Source organism: Acidobacteriota bacterium (assembly GCA_026707545.1).
In the GTDB taxonomy this organism is placed as follows: domain Bacteria; phylum Acidobacteriota; class Thermoanaerobaculia; order Multivoradales; family Multivoraceae; genus Multivorans.
Map to the genome: position 1 here is coordinate 2,789,518 of JAPOWR010000001.1, position 18,000 is coordinate 2,807,517.

At 68.7% G+C, this 18,000-nt stretch carries 11 protein-coding genes; 7 read left to right on the forward strand and 4 right to left on the reverse strand.

Features of this window, described 5'->3' with window-relative positions:
- Positions 1–4 precede the first annotated feature (4 nt).
- Positions 5–2,578, forward strand: a complete 2,574-nt coding sequence (gene ligD, locus OXG83_11115) for a DNA ligase D (GenBank protein MCY3965579.1) — start codon at positions 5–7, stop codon at positions 2,576–2,578.
- A gap of 34 nt (positions 2,579–2,612) precedes the next feature.
- Here the strand turns inward: ligD and OXG83_11120 are convergent, their stop codons facing one another.
- Positions 2,613–6,557 carry an MFS transporter gene (locus tag OXG83_11120; protein MCY3965580.1) on the reverse strand — a complete coding sequence of 1,315 codons (3,945 nt, stop codon included), beginning with the start codon at positions 6,555–6,557 and terminating at the stop codon, positions 2,613–2,615.
- 10 nt (positions 6,558–6,567) lie between these two features.
- A complete protein-coding gene (gene ggt, locus OXG83_11125; protein ID MCY3965581.1) occupies positions 6,568–8,352 on the reverse strand; it encodes a gamma-glutamyltransferase in 1,785 nt (594 codons plus the stop codon).
- A 97-nt stretch (positions 8,353–8,449) separates the two neighbouring features.
- Here ggt and OXG83_11130 point away from each other — a divergent pair, with 97 nt between their 5' ends.
- On the forward strand, positions 8,450–9,559 hold the full coding sequence (locus OXG83_11130; GenBank protein MCY3965582.1) for a carboxylate-amine ligase: 1,110 nt from the start codon (positions 8,450–8,452) through the stop codon (positions 9,557–9,559).
- Between the two features lie 231 nt (positions 9,560–9,790).
- Here the strand turns inward: OXG83_11130 and OXG83_11135 are convergent, their stop codons facing one another.
- Positions 9,791–10,921 (reverse strand): VanZ family protein, encoded by a 1,131-nt coding sequence (locus tag OXG83_11135; GenBank protein ID MCY3965583.1) that lies wholly within the window; start codon positions 10,919–10,921, stop codon positions 9,791–9,793.
- A 115-nt stretch (positions 10,922–11,036) separates the two neighbouring features.
- On the opposite strand from OXG83_11135, the gene OXG83_11140 reads away from it, so the two are divergent.
- Genes OXG83_11140 through OXG83_11160 form a run of 5 tightly spaced genes read left to right on the forward strand, consistent with a single transcriptional unit; the run spans position 11,037 to position 17,105 of the window.
- Complete coding sequence (locus OXG83_11140; GenBank protein ID MCY3965584.1) at positions 11,037–12,113, forward strand: methyltransferase domain-containing protein; 1,077 nt, start codon at positions 11,037–11,039, stop codon at positions 12,111–12,113.
- Between the two features lie 16 nt (positions 12,114–12,129).
- Complete coding sequence (locus OXG83_11145; protein MCY3965585.1) at positions 12,130–13,284, forward strand: Rieske 2Fe-2S domain-containing protein; 1,155 nt, start codon at positions 12,130–12,132, stop codon at positions 13,282–13,284.
- A gap of 33 nt (positions 13,285–13,317) precedes the next feature.
- Positions 13,318–14,433, forward strand: coding sequence for a hypothetical protein (locus OXG83_11150; GenBank protein ID MCY3965586.1), 1,116 nt, complete (start codon positions 13,318–13,320; stop codon positions 14,431–14,433).
- A 39-nt stretch (positions 14,434–14,472) separates the two neighbouring features.
- Complete coding sequence (locus OXG83_11155; GenBank protein ID MCY3965587.1) at positions 14,473–15,822, forward strand: amidohydrolase family protein; 1,350 nt, start codon at positions 14,473–14,475, stop codon at positions 15,820–15,822.
- Positions 15,819–17,105: an amidohydrolase family protein gene (locus tag OXG83_11160; GenBank protein MCY3965588.1), complete on the forward strand. Its 1,287-nt coding sequence runs from the start codon at positions 15,819–15,821 to the stop codon at positions 17,103–17,105. Before OXG83_11155 ends, OXG83_11160 begins: the two co-directional genes overlap by 4 nt.
- Here the strand turns inward: OXG83_11160 and OXG83_11165 are convergent.
- On the reverse strand, positions 17,068–17,955 hold the full coding sequence (locus OXG83_11165) for a hypothetical protein (GenBank protein ID MCY3965589.1): 888 nt from the start codon (positions 17,953–17,955) through the stop codon (positions 17,068–17,070). The two genes, OXG83_11160 and OXG83_11165, sit on opposite strands and share 38 nt — an antisense overlap.
- Positions 17,956–18,000: the final 45 nt, after the last annotated feature.

The window sequence follows — 18,000 nt, forward strand, 5'->3', positions numbered from 1 at the left end:
CCTGATGCCGCGCGGCAATCTCGAGGCCTACCGCCGCAAGCGAACCAGCGAAGCGACGCCCGAACCCTTCGGTCCCGCGAGGGGAACCGGCGCGGGCCGCTTCGTGGTCCAGAAGCACGCCGCACGGAGGGTCCACTTCGACCTGCGCCTGGAACTCGAGGGGACGCTCAAGAGCTGGGCCGTGCCCCGCGGCCCAAGCCTGGACCCGGAGATCAAGCGTCTGGCGGTCGCCACCGAGGACCACCCACTGGAGTACGCCGACTTCGAAGGATCGATCCCCGCCGGCAACTACGGCGCCGGCGCGATGATCGTCTGGGACACCGGCCGCTGGAAACCGCTCGAGGACCCGGTCGCCGGTATGGAGAGCGGCAAGCTGCTGTTCGAACTCCACGGTTACAAGCTGCGGGGCGTCTGGACCCTGTTTCGTACCGGCGGCAAGGGCAATCAGAACGACGGCAATCAGTGGCTGCTGATGAAGAAGCCGGACGCCGCCGCCCGCGCGGACAGCGGCGACGGCGGTGATGACCTGCCGCCGGAGTCCGTGCTCTCGGGCCTGACCGTCGAGGAGCTGCGAGACGGTTGCGACCGGATCGAGGACGTACGCGCCGAGATCGCCGAATCGGCCGCGCGCCGTTGCCGGGTCGATCCCCGCACCCTGGCGCTGATGCTGGCGGTCACCGGTGATCGGCCCTTCTCACGCCACGGCTGGATCTACGAACTGAAGTACGACGGCTACCGGCTGGTGGCGGCCAAGGAGGGCGGCAGCGTCTTCCTGCGCTACCGGAAAGGCGGCGACGTGACCGCGCTCTACCCCGAGCTGACCCGCGCCCTGCACGCGCTGCCGGTGCAGTCCCTGATCCTGGACGGCGAGGTCACCGTCCTCGACGCCGGCGGGAGGCCAAGCTTCGCCAGACTGCAGACGCGGGCATTGCTCAGCCGGCCGGTCGACATCGAAGAGGCCGCGGTTCGCCGGCCCGCGACCCTGTTCGCCTTCGATCTCGTCGCCTTCGAAGGGCACGACCTGAGGTCGCTGCCGCTCCTGGAGCGCAAGACCCTCCTCGCGAAGGTCCTGCCGCCGGCCGGACCGCTCCGCTACTCCGACCACATCGAGGACCAGGGCGAAGCGTTCTTCGAGCAGGTGGTCGCCATGGGTCTCGAGGGCGCCATGGCCAAGGACGCCGCCTCCCGCTACGTCGGCCGCCGCTCGTCGTCCTGGGTCAAGCTGAGAACCGAGCGAACCGCCGACTTCGTGATCGTCGGCATGTCGCCACCCAAGGGCAGCCGGGTCGGCCTCGGCTCGCTCCACCTGGCGGTCTGGGATGCGGAGGCCGGCGAGCTGGTCTACTCCGGGCGCGTGGGCACGGGGTTCAGCGACGCGATCCTGACGGAACTCGCGGAGCGTCTGTCGGCGATCCGGCGCGAGGCTCCTCCGTGTCGAGCGCCGGCCGGCGAGGACGAAGCGGCAGGGGGCGAGCTGACCGACGACCACCTCATGGACGGGCGCATCGAGGACCAGACCTGGGTCGAGCCGAACGACGAACTGATCTGCGAGGTCCGGTACAAGGAATGGACGCCCCACGGCTTGCTCCGGCATCCCGTCTTCCTGCGCCTGCGCGACGACAAGCCGATCGAGGACTGCGTGCGACGTGCCGGACCGCGCGGCGCCGGCGACACGCCGCCGGCGCCGCCGAAGCGGCGGGTCGAGATCACGAACGAATCCAAGGTCTTCTGGCCGGACGAGGGCTACACGAAGGGCGACCTGATCGACTTCTACGCCGCGATCGCCGACTCGATGCAGCCCTACCTCAGCGACCGCCCGCTGGTGATGACCCGCTACCCAGACGGGATCGAGGGGAAGTCCTTCTTCCAGAAGAACGCGCCCGACTTCGCCCCGGACTGGCTGCACACGGTCCGGTTGACCAGCCCGCGGACGGAGAGGGAGGTCGAGTACTTCGTCTGCCAGAACAGGGAGAGCCTGATCTACGTGGCCAACCTGGCGGCGATCGTCCTCCATGTCTGGTCCAGCCGACTGCACGAGCTGGGTCAACCGGACTGGTGCATCCTCGACCTCGACCCGAAGGACGCGCCGTTCGAGGACGTGATCGAGATCGCCCTCGCCATCCGCCGCCTGTGCAGGCAGATCAAGCTTCCCAGCTTCGTCAAGACCAGCGGCTCGAGCGGCCTCCACGTCCTCCTGCCCCTCGGCGGAGCTTGCACCTACGAGCAGTCCCGGAGCCTCGGCCAGTTGATTGCCCAGATCATCTGCCGGCAACTGCCGGAGATCGCGACCGTCACCCGCAACCCCGAACGCCGCGGAGGCAAGGTCTACCTCGACTTCGTCCAGAACGGCCACGGCCGGCTACTCGTCGCCCCGTTCAGCGTCCGCCCCCTTCCCGCCGCTCCCGTGTCGACACCGCTCCGCTGGTCCGAGGTCAAACCGGGGCTCGACCTGCGCGATCACAACATCCGGACCGTGCCGGAACGCCTCAAGAAGCTGAAGACCGACCCGCTGCGCGGCGTCCTGAAGGAGCAGCCCGACCTGCTGGCGGCGCTGAGTCGACTGAGCGAACTGGTGTAGGAGCCCGTACGCGGTCGCAGAGCGCTTTCGGACATCAAAACTGCAGCCGCACCCCGGCCCGGACGCGCCGGCTGTCCTGGAAGACCGCCGGCAGCGTCTGGCGAAGGTCGGGCCTCGCTCCCTGAACGGCGGCCGCCGCGAGCAGGTCGGACTTGCCGGGACCGATCAGGATCGGATCGAGGAACGCGAGCGGCCAGAGCTGGTTCGCGGCGTCCTGGTCGAAGACATTCAGCGCCTCGGCGAAGAAGGCGAGTCTCCGATGCTCGGAGCGCAGTGGGATGCGGTAGGTCAGAGCGAGGTCCGCACGCTTCAGATCCGCACTCTTCACCGGCATCTCCGGGGCCGGTGGCAACGGCGCGAGTCCTGCGCTGACAATGCGTTTCGTCTCGTCGACCCGCACGGCCAGAGTCCGGGGAACGTAAGCGGCACCGGTGCGGAAGCGGTAGACGAGGGCCATCATCCAGCGAGCGCCCGGCGTCAGCACCAGCCAGCCCGAGAACTGGTGCTCCCGGTCGGGGCTCAGGCGTCGAGCTTCCTCGGTGACGTCGAACACGTCACACGGCACGGGCGAGGAGCAGAGGTCGAGCGCCGCGACCGCCGGGTGGGCGGCCCCTGGACCCGCTGCCTCCAGTCCGAGGCCGCCGGCCTCGTGATTGCCGGTCAGCCGGCTCAGGAGGTAGCTAAAGTGGATTCGCCAGGACGGCCTACCGACGTTCGCGTTGAGTTCGGCGCCCCACCAGTCCTGTCGCAACCGGGGCAGACCTGCACTCGCGTCTCCCCAGGGATCGACCCCGGCGCCCCGCCCCGGCGTCAGCAGCGTCGGGACGACCGTGCCACCTTCCATCACGGGCACCAGCCGTACTCCGTCGCGCAGCTGGCGACGGGCGAGTCGTGCGGAGATCGTGACGTCCGGCAGGAACTGGTATCTCGTTCCCAACTGAACCTCCCGCACTCTCCCGGGGCGCAGGTCGGGGTCTACGGCAGCATGCTCGAAGACCAGGGCTGAACCCGAATAGTCGGCCGCCTGCAGAACCGCCACTCCGTCGATGCCTGCCAATCCGGCCATGGGACGGAACACGTCGATGTGCGACCAGGCAGCACCGCCGTAGAACTTCCACTTACCGCGCCCGGTGACATCCCAAACGAAGCCAAGCCGCGGTTCCGTACGATGATCAAAGCCCAGCTCGATGGGCCCGGTCGACTCTTCCTCGGCGCGCAATCCGAGATGCAGGGTCAAGCGCCGGTCGAACGCACCGGGTAGGCGCCAGGCGTCCTGCACGTAGAGGGCCCGTTTCTCCTGCCGCAACGCGGCCGCTCCGACAGGCGCGGCGCTCCAGTCCGGCATGCGGCCTCCCGGAACGCGCAGCAACCGCCCTGGATGATCGAAACGCAGCAGTTGCAGGGAGCCGCGGGCGGTCTGAACACCGACCTCCAGCGTGTGGTCGAACAGGAAGAACGATGGTTCGACGGCCCAGTTCCGGCGCGCCGCCGACCGCCTCACCGGTCCCGCGGCCCGAGAGGACAGCGAGCCCGCGGCGAGATCACCTTCAGGCGCCAGGAAGTAGGCGCCCGCGTCCTGCCAGGGATCGGCGCGGTCACGCAGGTCGGAACGGCCGCCGAACACGCGGAGCCAGAGTCGATCCGTGATTCCCCACTCCACGTTCAAGCTCGTCGTCTGGTGGCTCGAAAGGCTGCTCTCTCCGCCATCCGCGTCGGGGAGGACCATCAGCGCCGGCCGGCGGCCGTCGAGCTCCGTGGCTCCCGAGTGGTGCTTCAGACTCAGGTTGCTGGCCGATCCGGCCCACCAGTCCAGCTTGCCCACCGACAGATCCGTCGTCTCCTGCCAGGTCAACGGCGCCCCGGCCAGGAACAGATCGAAGACGCCCCGCGCGCGCCCCACGGAATGGCCGCCAAACGCACGCGCCCGCTCGTCGCGAAGGGGTCCGCCAACGAAGGCGTACGCCTCTTCGCCGGAGATGCTCCTGGTATCGGTGCCACCGAAGGAAGCCTGCTCGCCCGTGATCTGGCGCAGGGCGGGTCTCCGGGCACTGTCGAGCGGTTCGACCGCCGACAGACCGCCGTTGACTCGCCAGGCAGTGTCACCGGTACGGGTGATCAGGTCGATGTGGGGGCCGGCCAGGGCCGCAGCGAAGTCCATTGTCCGCACACGCACCTGATCGACCCAGTGCGCGTCGACCGCGGTCACGTTGCGCGTATCGATCGCCGTCTCCTGCCCGTCGATCCGATAGTTGGCGAGCCCGGGCGGCCAGCCGTTGACCGCCAGACCACCGGCAACGGCGTCCAGACCGCCGGCGAGATCCAGGTTCACCGCCGCCGTCGAGCCCGGCAGTTCGCGCAGGTCGCCTCCGGCCAGCACGTTGCCGTCGCTGCCGGTCACCACGTCGAGCAACGGCGACGAGACGAGGTCGAGACTCGAGGCGCCGCCCGCGCGAAGATCGAAGTCGACCCGCAGGACCCCCGCCGTGACCAGGATCAGGTTCTCTACCGCGGAGGTGACAAAGCCCTCGGCGCTCGCCTCCACGCTGTACCTGCCGGGCGGTAGTCCGGGAGCCCGGTAGCTGCCGCCCACACCTACATGCACGATCCTTGGGCTGTACAACTGCGCGCCGGTGATTCGCAGTTCCGCGCCGGGCAGGGGTGCACCGGTCTCTTCGTGCCGCACCTGGCCGTTGATCTCGCCGTTCAACTGGGCATGCGCCGGTCGCGGCGGGGCCAGCATCGAGACCGCGACCGCCAGGACGACCACCGCCGAGATCGCAGGCGCAGTCGCCAGCCGGCCCGGTTCACGCCTGGGCAGGAACAGCGAGGCACAGGCGGATACCAGCCCGACGACAGCACCGGCCTGCAGCACAGCGGCCAGTTCGAAACGGTCGGCGAGCGCTCCGATCCCCCACATGGCGATGCCGCCGGTCGCGAAGAGGAAGCCGAGGGCAGTGCCCGACGCCAGACCCCTGCGCCAGGGCAGCAGCTCCTGGGCCAGGACGATCAGGATGGAATGCGACGCCCCCAACAGGGCTCCGCAGGGCAGAACAACGGCGAAGATGAGGCCCCCGGAACCTGGCAGAAACGCCAGGAACAGGGAACCCAGCAGCGTGGTCAGGAAGACGACCGGACGTCGACCCCAGCGATCGGCCCAGGCTCCGGCCAGGACCGCCGTCACGGCGCCCCCGAGCAGGAACATGGCGCTCGCAACCCCCTGGGTGAAGGAGCTGTATCCCCGCTGGCTCAGCAGAAGGGGCAGAAACCCCATCGTTCCGAACACGGCCCAGGAGCGGCTGGCGAACACCAGAGCCAGAAGCGCGATGACGCCGGCGCGCACCGGTCGTTGGCGACTCGGGCGCGGCGCGGCGGCAGCGACCGGACTCGCGCCGGACGGGACCTGGCCGGGCGCCGAATGTAGTCGCCGCGGACCCATCGCGAAGGCCATGAAGACCGGCACCGGTACCGCCAGAAGCACCAGCCAGTAGATTCCGGTGAGCCCCGCCCGATCGAGAGCGAGCCCCGCCAGGGGCGGACCGGTTGTCAGCCCAAGCTGACCGCAGAAGAAGAAGATGGCCGTGAACGTGGCCGAACGGGCCAGGTTCACCGTGCTGGAGTGCATCACTCCCAGCGGATGGAAGGCGCCCGAGGCAACCGCCGCGAGGGCGAACGGAATGAGGAACAGCACGAACTTCCCCGTCGCGGCGGCCGCATAGACCGCCATCGCCATGCAGGACAGGTTGAAGGCGACACTGAACGGTCCAAGGAAGCGGCTGCCGACCCGATCGACCAACCAGCCGAACGCCGGTTGCGTCGTGCCGGCCAGGACCTGGAACAGTCCCACCGCAAGCCCGATCTGGGCCGCGCTCAGGTTCAGCGGCACGCTGAGGAAGGCCAGCAGCACCGGCCCCATGCTGTTGAAGATGTCGATGCCCAGGTGACCTACCGTCACCGCGGCGAAGATACGCCGGCCGTTCACTTGCGGCCCGCTACCCGCCCGCGGGCGCGTCTCCTCTTGGTGCGCTGACATCGCCGCCCCGGCGCGGATCCGCCACGCCGAGCAGGCTCGATCCCTCCACCCGGATGGCTGACACGTCGCCGCTCAGGCCCCGCTCGAAGAGCTCATGGCCTCGCGCGGCCAGTCCCTCGAGCGCCTCGGCGGAAAGACCGCCTTCCTCGTAGAACACCTGGTCCGGCCAGGCCTGATGATGCACCCGCGGACTCTCCACCGCCTCCTGCAGGGTCATGCCGTGATCGATCGTGTTCGAGATCACGTGGTAGACGGTCGTGATGATCGTCGGGCCACCAGGCGTACCGACGACCATCATCAACTCACCCGAAGGATCCAGCACGATGCTCGGCGTCATGGACGACATCATCCGCTTGCCCGGGACGATCGAGTTGTTCTCGCCCTCGACGAGCCCGAACTGGTTCGGCTGGCCCGGCGCTGCGGCGAAATCGTCCATCTCGTTGTTCAGCAGGAACCCGGCGCCGGTGACGGTGACCGCGTTGCCGAAACCGCTATTGATCGTCGTCGTGACCGACGCCGCGTTGCCCCAGCGGTCGACCACGGAGTAGTGGGTCGTCTCGGTGCTCTCGGCAGGAGGCGCGACCTCAATCGGCGGCAACGGCAGCGCCCGCTCCGGATCGATCCGGGACCGCAACCCGTCCGCATAGTCCTGGGACTCGAACTGCGCGCGCGGAATGTCGACGAAGTCCGGATCGCCCAGGAGGGTGTTGCGGTCCCTGAACGCGAGCCGCATCGTCTCGGCCTCCAGATGGATCAACTCGGCGCTCCCGAACGGAGGCAGCGGATCCCAGCCTTCCAACGCGTTGAGGATCAGACCCAGGGTCAGGCCGCCAGAAGAAACCGGCGGCATCGAGTAGATCGTGTGGCCGCGGTACTCGACCTCGACCGGCTCGCGCCACACCGGTTCGTAGTCCAGAAGATCCTGGTGCGAGATGAGTCCGCCGCCGTTCGCCATCTCGGCGACGATCAGGTCGGCGACCCGACCCCGGTAGAAGCCGTCCGGGCCGTGTTCCGCGATCGCCGAGAGCGTGGCGGCGAGGTCCGGCTGCTCCAGCATCGCGCCTGGCGGCGGCGCCTCGCCGTCGACCAGGAACTGCAGAGCGCTCGCCGGGAACCGGCTGAGCCGCGGCGCCGCGGATTCGAGACTCCGCGATCGCACCTCATCGACCTCGTGACCGCGCGCCAACTCGATCGCCGGCGCCACCAGGTCGGACCACGGCAACGAACCGTACTCCCGGTGCATCTCCCACAGGCCGGCGACGGAGCCCGGAACGCCGGCTGCCAGGTGTCCGATCACCGCGCTCTCCGTGACATCGCCGTCGTCGTCCAGAAACATGTCGCGAGTAGCGGCGCCAGGCGCCTTCTCGCGGTAATCGAGCGCCCGCACTTCGCCCTCGCTCGACCGGTGGACCAGGAAGCCTCCGCCGCCGATGTTGCCGGCAGCCGGCAGGACGGCCGCCAGGGCAAACCCGACGGCGACGGCGGCGTCGACCGCGTTGCCGCCCCGCTCCAGGATCCGGGCGCCGGCTACAGAAGCCAGACCGTGGCCGCTCACCACCATCCCATGCCGCCCTTCCGCCGCTCTCGCCTGGCCGTCGAGACTCCAGTCCGGGACCGGCGCGGTCGTCCCGACTGCCGTTTCTCCCCCCCGGCAGGCGAGTCCGAGCAGGAGCGCGGGGGCAAGGCAGCCGGCAATCAAGCTGCGAGAGAGCGGACGCGAGGCCCTGGTCGCGAGCCGGCTCATGGCGTTGGGCACGGTATCAGAGGCAGGTGCCCGGAGCCCGGCGGATACGCTTGGTTCGTTCCAGACGACACGGCTTCACCCTGAGCAGGAGAGAGCTATGCAGACCAAGCTCCCCGAGCTGACGATCGGCATCGAGGAGGAGTACCAGATCATCGACCCCGAAACCCGGGAGTTGAAGCCCTTCATCCAGAAGTTCCTGGAACAGGGACAGATCGTGCTCCAGGAGCAGATCAAGGCGGAGCAGTTGCAGTGCCAGGTCGAGGTCGGCAGCGAGGTCTGCCGTTCGATCGACGAGGCCCGCCAGGAACTCATCCGGCTGAGGCGCTCGATCGCCCAGCTGGCGTCGAGAAACGGCCTCCGCATCGCAGCCGCAAGCACCCACCCGTTCTCGGCCTGGCAGGAGCAGGACGTCACGGAGGCCCAGCGCTACATCAAGCTGCAGGAGAACTTCGGTGACGTCGCCCGGCGGATGCTGATCTTCGGCATGCATGTCCACGTCGGCGTGCCGGACAAGGAACTGCGCATCGACGTGATGGATCAGTCGCTCTACTTCCTGCCTCATCTGCTGGCGCTGTCGACGAGTTCGCCGCTCTGGCAGGGGCGGGACACCGGACTCAAGTCCTATAGGTCCGTGATCTTCGAGAGCCTTCCCCGCTCCGGCTTGCCACCGTCTCTCCGGTCCTACCCCGAGTACGAGCGGCTCGTGAACGTCCTGGTGCAGACGAAGTGCATCGAGGAGCCGACCCAGATCTGGTGGGATGTCCGGCCGCATCCCAAGTTCCCGACGATCGAGTTTCGAGTCTGCGACGTCTGCACGAAGATCGACGAGGCGCTGTGCCTCACCGCGCTTCTGATGGCGATCGTGGCCAAACTGATCCGCCTGCGCAGGAACAACCAGGCGTGGCGCCGCTATCCGCGCCACCTGATCTACGAGAACAAGTGGCGCGCCATGCGCTACGGCATCGACGGCAAGCTGATCGACTTCGGCAAGGGCGAGGAGGTGCCGCTCCGGTTCCTCACCCTGGAACTCCTCGAGTTCGTCGACGACGTGCTCGACGAACTCGGCGTCCGCAAGGAAGCCGAGTACGTGCACACGATCCTCGCCGATGGCACCAGCGCCGACCGCCAGCTCAAGCGGGCCGCGGCGGGCGACCTGAACGCCGTCGTCGACGGCCTGATCGAGGAGACCCGCGAGGGCTGCGACTAGCGAAGCGAGTCACCCGTCTGCGCCGAGGTCCGGAGGGGAGGGTCCCAGCGGCCGCTCGCGCTCCCTGAGTAGTGGGGAGGTTGGCGCTCGCTGCGGTCGGCTTCGCTCCGGTTGGGCGTCGGACGTTGAGATGTCGCTGGGCGTCGCTTGCCGACAGCCTCGCTGGGACCCTCCCCTCCGGACCCCCGCGCAGACTGGACGGCGTCGGACTGCGGCGCGTGGAGAACCAGGTCAGTCGTTGGGCGACGCTGGTGCTGCCCTGGGGCGGCCGGCGATGAGAACGACAGGCACGACGAGCAGGGCGACTACGAGGCCGGGTGCAACAAAGGGAGGAAGGACCCAGATGCGGCTGGCGCCGGCGGGGCTTTCGTAGGTGGGGACGGGAGCAGCACCCTCCTGTTGGAGGCGCTGGACTCGGTCCATCGGGAAAGCGTGCCGCAAGCTGCCGTCGGGATTCCGAACTTCCTCCAATACGGCCGGGTAGTAGCGGCTGAGGATCGCCTGCTCGGCGGCGGCGGTGGGCCAGTCTTCGGCGTCGAAGGCTTCGTTACGGGCCTGGACGTGCCAGGTGGCTTCGTTCAGGAAGTGGTCCTGGATCTGCCAGGGCTGGAAGGGCGGTACCGGTGGCGGCTCCTCAGGCCAGCGGTCGCGGCGGTCCTCGTTCAGGTGCTCGAGCCGGCCGGCGGTGTAGTAGCTGCGGAAGCTGCCGAGTTCCGGGTCCACGATGAGGCGGCCGAGATTCGTGCGGTCGACGAGCAGGAACGAAGCGGCGACAAACCAGAGCCACAGGACGGCGATCATCTTGCGTTCGCCGGTGGCGGGCACCCGGAAGTCGAACCCGAAGAGGCCCGCACCGGAGACGACCCCGCAGCCGGCGGCCGAAGCGTTGAGCAGGCAGTCGTAGAAGTCGCCGACGCGGGTCCATACGAGCCACTGGATGAACTCGTCCGTGAGACCAACCAGGGAGGTCAGAACCGCCGCCGAGAAGGCTGCGGCTATCGCCGACCGGCCGCCACGGAGGAAGGCTCGGTAGAGCAGCAGAGCGACGACGCCGTAGAGCACCAGGTGCATCCGCTCGAGTGCGGACTCTTCAGGACGGCCGCGGGCCAGGGCCGTGGCCTGGACCGCCGCCCACAGCAGACCGAGCGCCATCGCGATCCAGTTCTTCCATCGCAGGCGTCGTGCCGAACGCACCACCCAGACCACGAACGCCGCCGCGGCGACCCAGAACAGGATCGTCGGAACGATCACGAGGAGCGAACGGTCGACCTCCTCCTGAATCCACCGGGTCAGCCGGCCCAGGAAGGGCGCCGAGCCCACGATCCAGAGCGCGATGAGGGCGGGTGCCGTAAACCGACGCATGAGCCGGAAGACGCTAGCAGCCGACCGGATAGACTGATCGGCACGTTGTCCGGCTAGCTATCGGAACCCTGTTCCAACCGAATCACGGACCGGCGCCGAGGCTGAAGGGAGCCCCATGGCAGAGCCAGCGCGCATCGACACTCGCGGCACGGAAGCAACCCCGAATCGCCGACCCGTCTCGGCCAACAGCGGCGGCAGCCTGAGGGAGGCGCTCGACGACTTTCTCGAGATCAGGGAGTTCGTCGCGACACAGGAAGACGGAGATCGCGCCCTCCGCGATCAACCGGCGATGGTGAGTCGTTTCTACGATGTCGTCACCAGGTTCTATGAATACGGTTGGGGTCAGTCCTTCCACTTCGCGCCTCGTCGGTCCGGCGAAGGACTCCACGCCGCGCAGCGCCGCCAGGAGGCTGAGGTGGCCAAGATGCTGGGGTTAGGGCGGGGTACCGAGGTCGCCGATCTCGGGTGCGGCGTCGGAGGACCGCTGATCAACATCGCGAAGACCAGCGGCGCCAGCATCACCGGCCTGAATCTGAACGCGCAACAGATCGCGAGAGCCGAACGCGCAGTGCGCAGAGCGGGTCTTCAGGACACACGTGGCTTCCTGCTCGCGAACTTCATGGACGTGCCTCTCGGCGACGGCCACTTTGACGCGGCCTACTCGTACGAAGCGATCTGCCATGCACCCCACAAGAATCGCTGCTTCAGGGAGTTCCATCGGCTGTTGAGGCCCGGCGGGCAGATCGCTCTGACCGAGTGGTGTCTCACCGAACGCTTCGACGCGAACGACCCCACTCATCGGGACATCCGCGACCGCGTCGAGCTGACGAACGCGGTGCCCAACCTGCTCACGACTTCTCAGCAGGTCCACGCCATGAAGGAGGCTGGTTTCGAGGTTCTCTCGGCCAAGGACCAGGCCTCCGAGGTTGACCCGGACACGCCCTGGTACCGGTCGCTCCAGGGGCGAGACCTTTCGCTCGCGTCACTCGGGCGGATTCCCGCCGGCCGATGGTTCACGGCCAGGGCGACCAGTCTGCTGGAGCTGCTGCGCATCGCGCCCGCCGGTACGGGCGAGGCCGCCCGCATCCTCAACGTCGCGGCCGACTCCCTCGTCGAGGCCGGCGTGGCGGGGATCTTCACGCCGTCCTTCCTGATCCACGCGCGCAAACCGGGCGGCTCGGTCCCGTCGTAGCGGCTGGAGGTCCATCATGGGCTCCAGGACTCGCCGTTCAAGGCGCCGGGAACCGCCGACGTCCGACGACCTGCGCCTCGCCAGCTATCCCCACCCATACCCGGACGGCTGGTACCGGCTGATGACCTCGAAGTCGCTCCGGCGCGGGCAGATTCGCTACCTGGAGTGCCTCGGCCGCGCGGTGGTCGTGTGGCGGAGCGAAGACGGTGACGACGTGCACGCGATGCAGGCGTTCTGCCCACACCTGGGCGCCAACCTCCGGCATGGCCGCGTCCGCGAGGACCGCATCGAGTGCCCGTTCCACAACTGGCAGTTCACCGGCGACGGCCGGGCGGCCTGCGTGCCCTACAGCGACAGCGTGCCGTCCCGCGTCGCGGCCGAGAGCTTCCCCGTCCAGGACGTGAACGGGCAGATCTTCCTCTATCACCGGACCGCTGGATCGAGACAGCGGGCCGGAGACGACGTCCCTTACCCGGTTCCCCGCATTCGTGAGGTCGACGACGGGAGCTTCGTCTACCGCGGGCACCACGACGCTGGCCGCGTTCGCATGCACATCGTCGAGTTCCTCGAAAACACGGCCGACTTCGCCCACTTCAAGTACATCCACAGCCAGATGACGGTCCCGTGGACGCAGATCCCCGTCCCCGGCGTCCAGCTCGAACACAGGCCGGGCTGGGAACTGGACGACGACCGGCCCTGGAGGCTGTACTTCCTCGACGAGACCGTGCTCAAACTTCGGGGCCGCCGTCTCGAACGGACCCGGGCAAGCGCCCGGGTCGCCTGCACCGGCCCGGCCAGCATCGTGAACTTCAGGATCACGGTCCCCGACGCCGGCGAGGTCGAGATCGTGCAGACCCACCTTCCGGTCGGGCCGCTCGAGCAGCAGGTCGACTTCCACTGGTTCGCCGACCGCCGGATGCCGCGCCTGCTCGTGTGGTATGTCGTCGGCAACTGGATCTCCCAGTGGCAGCACGACATCCAGATCTGGGAGAACAAGACCTACACGACCCACCCCACGCTCTGCCGCGACGACGGGCCTGTCGTCCGGCTGCGGCGCTGGTACCGGCAATTCTTCCCGGAGTGGCAGAAACCCGCGGCGCCGCGTGAGGTACAGCCGAAGGTCCCCCGCAAGCGGGCCGAACGCTCGCTCGTCGGTACCGCTTCGAACTGACCTGACGCGCCACCCGCTGCTAGCCTTCCGACGATGGTCGGTTTCCGCCTGATCTGCATCCTGCTGGCCGGCCTGACCGTCCCGACGCCGGCCGCCGATCCGGAGCCCAGCCCGGTGATCCGCATCGAGCGCTGGATCGAGGGCGGCGCTCGGGTCGACTGGTCCCGCCAGGGCGAGTGGCTGGCCTACGACAAGGCCGGAGCGGACGGCCGCTACGACGTCTACGTGACCTCCACCGATCGACTCGCCGAACGCTGCCTCACGTGCGATATGTACGCGCTGCGCAAGGACAACGTGCTCAACCCGGTCTGGCACGCCGCCGGGGAGCGGCTGATCGTCCAGGTCCAGAGCCATCCGAAGCGGCTCAAGTTCGTGGCCGATCCGCTGCAGCTCCTGACCCCCGACCGCGCCCTGCACAGCGAGTTCTACGACATCGACCGCCAGGGGAAGAGCTTCACGATGCTGACCCGTTTCGCCGCCAGCGGGACGGCCGCGCTCGACCCCCACTTCTCCTTCGACGGCGAGCGGCTGGTGTGGAGCGAACGGGTCAAGGCACGCAAGGGACGCTACGGCGCCTGGCAGCTACGCAGTGCCCGGTTCCAGGTCAACCGGGTCGGCGCCGCGCAGTTGAAGAAGATCAGGTCCCATCCCGCTCCCACCGACGCGCTGATCGTGCCCCAAGGCTACACGCCCGACGATCGCGGCGCCCTGATCGCGGCGAACCTGGAACCCGGGCAGTCGCCCGACACGCTCGACCTCTACCGGCTGCGTTTCGACGGCAGCGAGCCGGAACGCCTCTCCCACTCGCGCGGTGGCGCCGAGGAGTTCGCACGCCTGTCGCCCACGGGCCGGCACGTCGCCTTCACTTCCAACGCCGAGATCCGCGGCACGGAGTCCAACCAGACGGTGCCGCCCACCGTCCGCCGCGAACTCTGGCTGATGGACGCGGACGGCTCGAACAAGCGCCGGCTCACCTTCTTCAACGACCCGACCTCGGACCACAGCCTGGGCCACACCTACGTCGGCGATCTGGCCTGGAGTCCAAGCGGCGACCAGATCGCGGTCCATGTGCTGTGGGGCTCCCGCGACAGCGATCGACCGCGCGAGGCCGTGTACCGTCTCGATCTTGATCCATCCTTCCGGCGCTGACGCCGGCGCAACCGGTACCCACCCAACCGAGGAACCTGCATGAGAACACGTCCCGGCCCGTTCACGGTCGTCCTGTCGCTGGCCCTGGTCCCGCCGGCCCTGCCCGCCGCGGCGCAGGACGACCCCCACGTCTTCCGCGGGGCACGGCTGCTGCCGATCGCAGGAGAGCCGATCGACGACGGCGTCCTCGTCGTCCAGGGCGGCAGGATCACGAGCGTCGGCGGACCCGACACGCGCACCCCCCGCGGCGCCGTCGAGCACGACGTCAGCGGCAAGGTGCTGATGCCCGGACTCGTCGACACCCACTCCCACGTCGGTTCGGTCTCCGGCGGCGACCGCTCGTCGCCGCTGCACCCGGAGGTGCGGAACCTCGACTCGATCGACGTCGCCTCCGACAGCATCTGGCGCGCCCGCGCCGGCGGCATCACGACGGTCAACATCATGTCGGGCTCCGGCCACCTGATGTCCGGGCAGACCGCCTACGTCAAGCTGCGCGACGGCGCCCGCACGATAGAGGACTGGCTCTACTGCGACGATCCCCTGACCGGCATCTGCGGCGGCCTGAAGATGGCGAACGGCACGAACTCGATCGGCGCGCCGCCGTTCCCGGGCACCCGCGCCAAGTCGGCGGCCCTGGTCCGCAACCTCTACCACGAGGCCGTGGAGTACCGCGACAAGATGGCCGTCGCCGAGGCGGACGAGGACGACGAGAACGGCGGCGAGCCCGCGCGGCGCGACCTGCGGATGGAGGCCCTGGTCGAGGTGCTCGACGGCAGGCGGATCGTCCAGCATCACACCCACCGTCACAACGACATCGCCACCGTGCTGCGGCTCCAGGAGGAGTTCGGGTTCCGGGTCGTTGTCCAGCACGGGACCGAGTCCTGGAAGGTCGCCGAGGAACTCGCCGCCGCCGGCGTGCCGGTTTCGATCACCTGGATCGACGCGCCGGGCGGCAAGGAGGAGACGATCGACTGGAACATGGAGATGGGCGCGATCCTGGAACGCGCCGGCGTCGACGTCAGCTTCAACACGGACGACTCGGTGACCGATTCGCGTCTCCTGTTCCGGGCCGCGGCGATCGCTGTCCGCTACGGCATGTCGCGTGAGAAGGCGATCGAGGGGCTGACCCTGGCGCCAGCGCGGGCGCTAGGGCTCGAGGACCGGATCGGCTCGCTCGAGGCCGGCAAGGACGCCGACTTCGTCATCCTCTCCGGCGATCCGCTGAGCACCTACACGAAGGTCGAGCAGACCTGGGTCGAGGGAACGATGATCTACGACCGGGCCAATCCGGACCACCGCAAGTACGCCGTCGGCGGCTACAAGGTCTACCGCACGACCGCCCACGAAGACCACATGATCCGGCAGCTACTCGAGGGAGAGACACGATGAAGCGCTCGGGCACCACCTCCTTCGTCGTGGCTCTGGCCGCCCTTGCCGCCATCCCGGCCGCGGCCCAGGTCGCGGTCCGGGCCGGCACCCTCCACACCGTTTCGGGCGCGCCGATCGAAAACGCGGTCGTCATCGCCGCCGCCGACGGCCGGATCGAGTGGGTCGGGCCCGCAGCCGAAGCGAACATCCCGGACGGCGTGGACGTCCTCGAAGCCGCCGTCGTCACGCCCGGACTCGTCGACGCCCGCTCCGTCGTCGGCCTCTCCGGCGCCCTGAACAGCAACGTCGGCCCGGTACGCGACCAGGACCAGCTCGAACGGTCCTCGCCGCTCCAGCCCGACCTGCGGGCGATCGACGCCTACGACGCGAACGAGACCCTGGTCGAGTGGGTGCGCTCGTACGGTGTAACCACGCTCCACACGGGCCACGGGCCAGGGGCCCTCGTCAGCGGCCAGACGATGATCGCCAAGACCAGGGGCCGCAACGTCGAGCAGGCCACCCTGATGCCCGTGCGGATGCTGGCGGCGACACTCGGCAACGCGGTGTCCTCGAACTTCCAGTCGCCGGGGACGTCGGCCAAGGGGATCGCGATGCTCAGGTCCGCCCTTCACGGCGCCCAGGCCTACCTCGACCAGGTGCGCAAGACGGAGGAGGGCGGCGGCGACGAGAGCGGGGAAACCGACGGCGACGGCGTAGAGGACGGCGACGCGAAGCCCGCACCCCAGGCGCCGCCTCGCGACCTGTCCAAGGAAGCGCTCGGCCAGGTGCTGGACGGCGAACTCTCCCTGCTGGTCACCGCGAACACCGTGGCCGAGATGGCCTCGGCGCTCCGTCTGCAGCAGGAGTTCGGCTTCGACCTCGTGCTCGACAGCGCCGCCGAGTCCTACCTGCTGCTCGACGAGATCCGCGAGGCCGGCGTGCCGGTCCTGCTCCACCCGACGATGAGCCGGGTCCGCAACGGCTCGTACGAGACCGCCGCCCAGCTCGCCGACGCGGGCATCCCGTTCGCCATCCAGACCGGTTTCGAAGGCTACGTGCCCAAGACCCGCGTCCTGATCTGGGAAGCGGCCATCGCCGCCGCCAACGGCCTCGGCATGGAACGCGCGCTCGAGGCGGTCACCCTGAGCCCCGCCCGCATCCTCGGCATCGACGACCGCGTCGGCTCGATCGAGGTCGGCAAGGACGCCGACCTCGCACTCTTCGACGGCGATCCGTTCGAGTACACGAGCCACATCTGCGGCGTGATCATCGAGTCGGAGGTGATGTCGGCGGAGTGCCGGTAGCCGGAGGCAGCGCGTAGACCAGCAGCGGCGGCCGCGGATCGAAGTAGTTGTGATCGCCGGTCACGTAGGCGAGGCCGTCCAACACGGCGATGTCTGACGGTTCTCCGGCATCGATGCCCCAAACGTCCGTGACGCGCCAGGCGACCGGATCGACCCGCAGAATGGACGAGTAGTTCTCGGTGATCAGGTAGAGAGACGAGGCATCCGCGGCGATTCCGGAAACCACCAGGCCGTCCGCCGTGCGTCCGGGCCGGAGATGGGCGCCGATCTCCGGGTCGTGCCGATCGCCGGTTCGGAGATTCCAGATGCCGAGGCCATCGTCGACCGTGCCGAGGAGGTCGTCGCCAAACCAGGTGAGACCCGTGAACTCCAGGTCGTCGAGCCCGCCCGGCAGCGCCACGGCCTCAGTGGACCTCCACTTCCCGTGCTCGTTCCGCCATGCGGCGATCTCTCCCAGTTCGCCGATACCGAGCAGCCGCTCCCCGCGCACGGCAATGCCCTCCAGGCGGCCCTGCCGCAAGATCAGCAGGCCGCCCAGCAAGCGGCTGACCGGTCCAGCTTCGACACCGGCGTGCGACAGCGTGAACAACTCCGCTTGATCCGTGCTGATGTAGATGTGCCGACCGTCGACGTGCAGGCCGGAGCCTTGCTCCAGCGAATCGGGGAGGGGGATGCGTTGTTGCGCGCTCAGGAGGCCGGACAGAACGAGGGGCCCCTTGGTGGGGTCGGTCGGCAGGTTGTCGGAGCCAACGTCCCCCAGAACGTCGAAGACGATGAAGATGCCGAATCGCGTGGTCGTCAGCACCAGCAACACGGCCACGAGCGCCGCGGCAGCAATTGCCTTCTTCATCGTCCGGTTACTCTGCCTGAGTCCGTCGCCATCGGCATCAGCGGT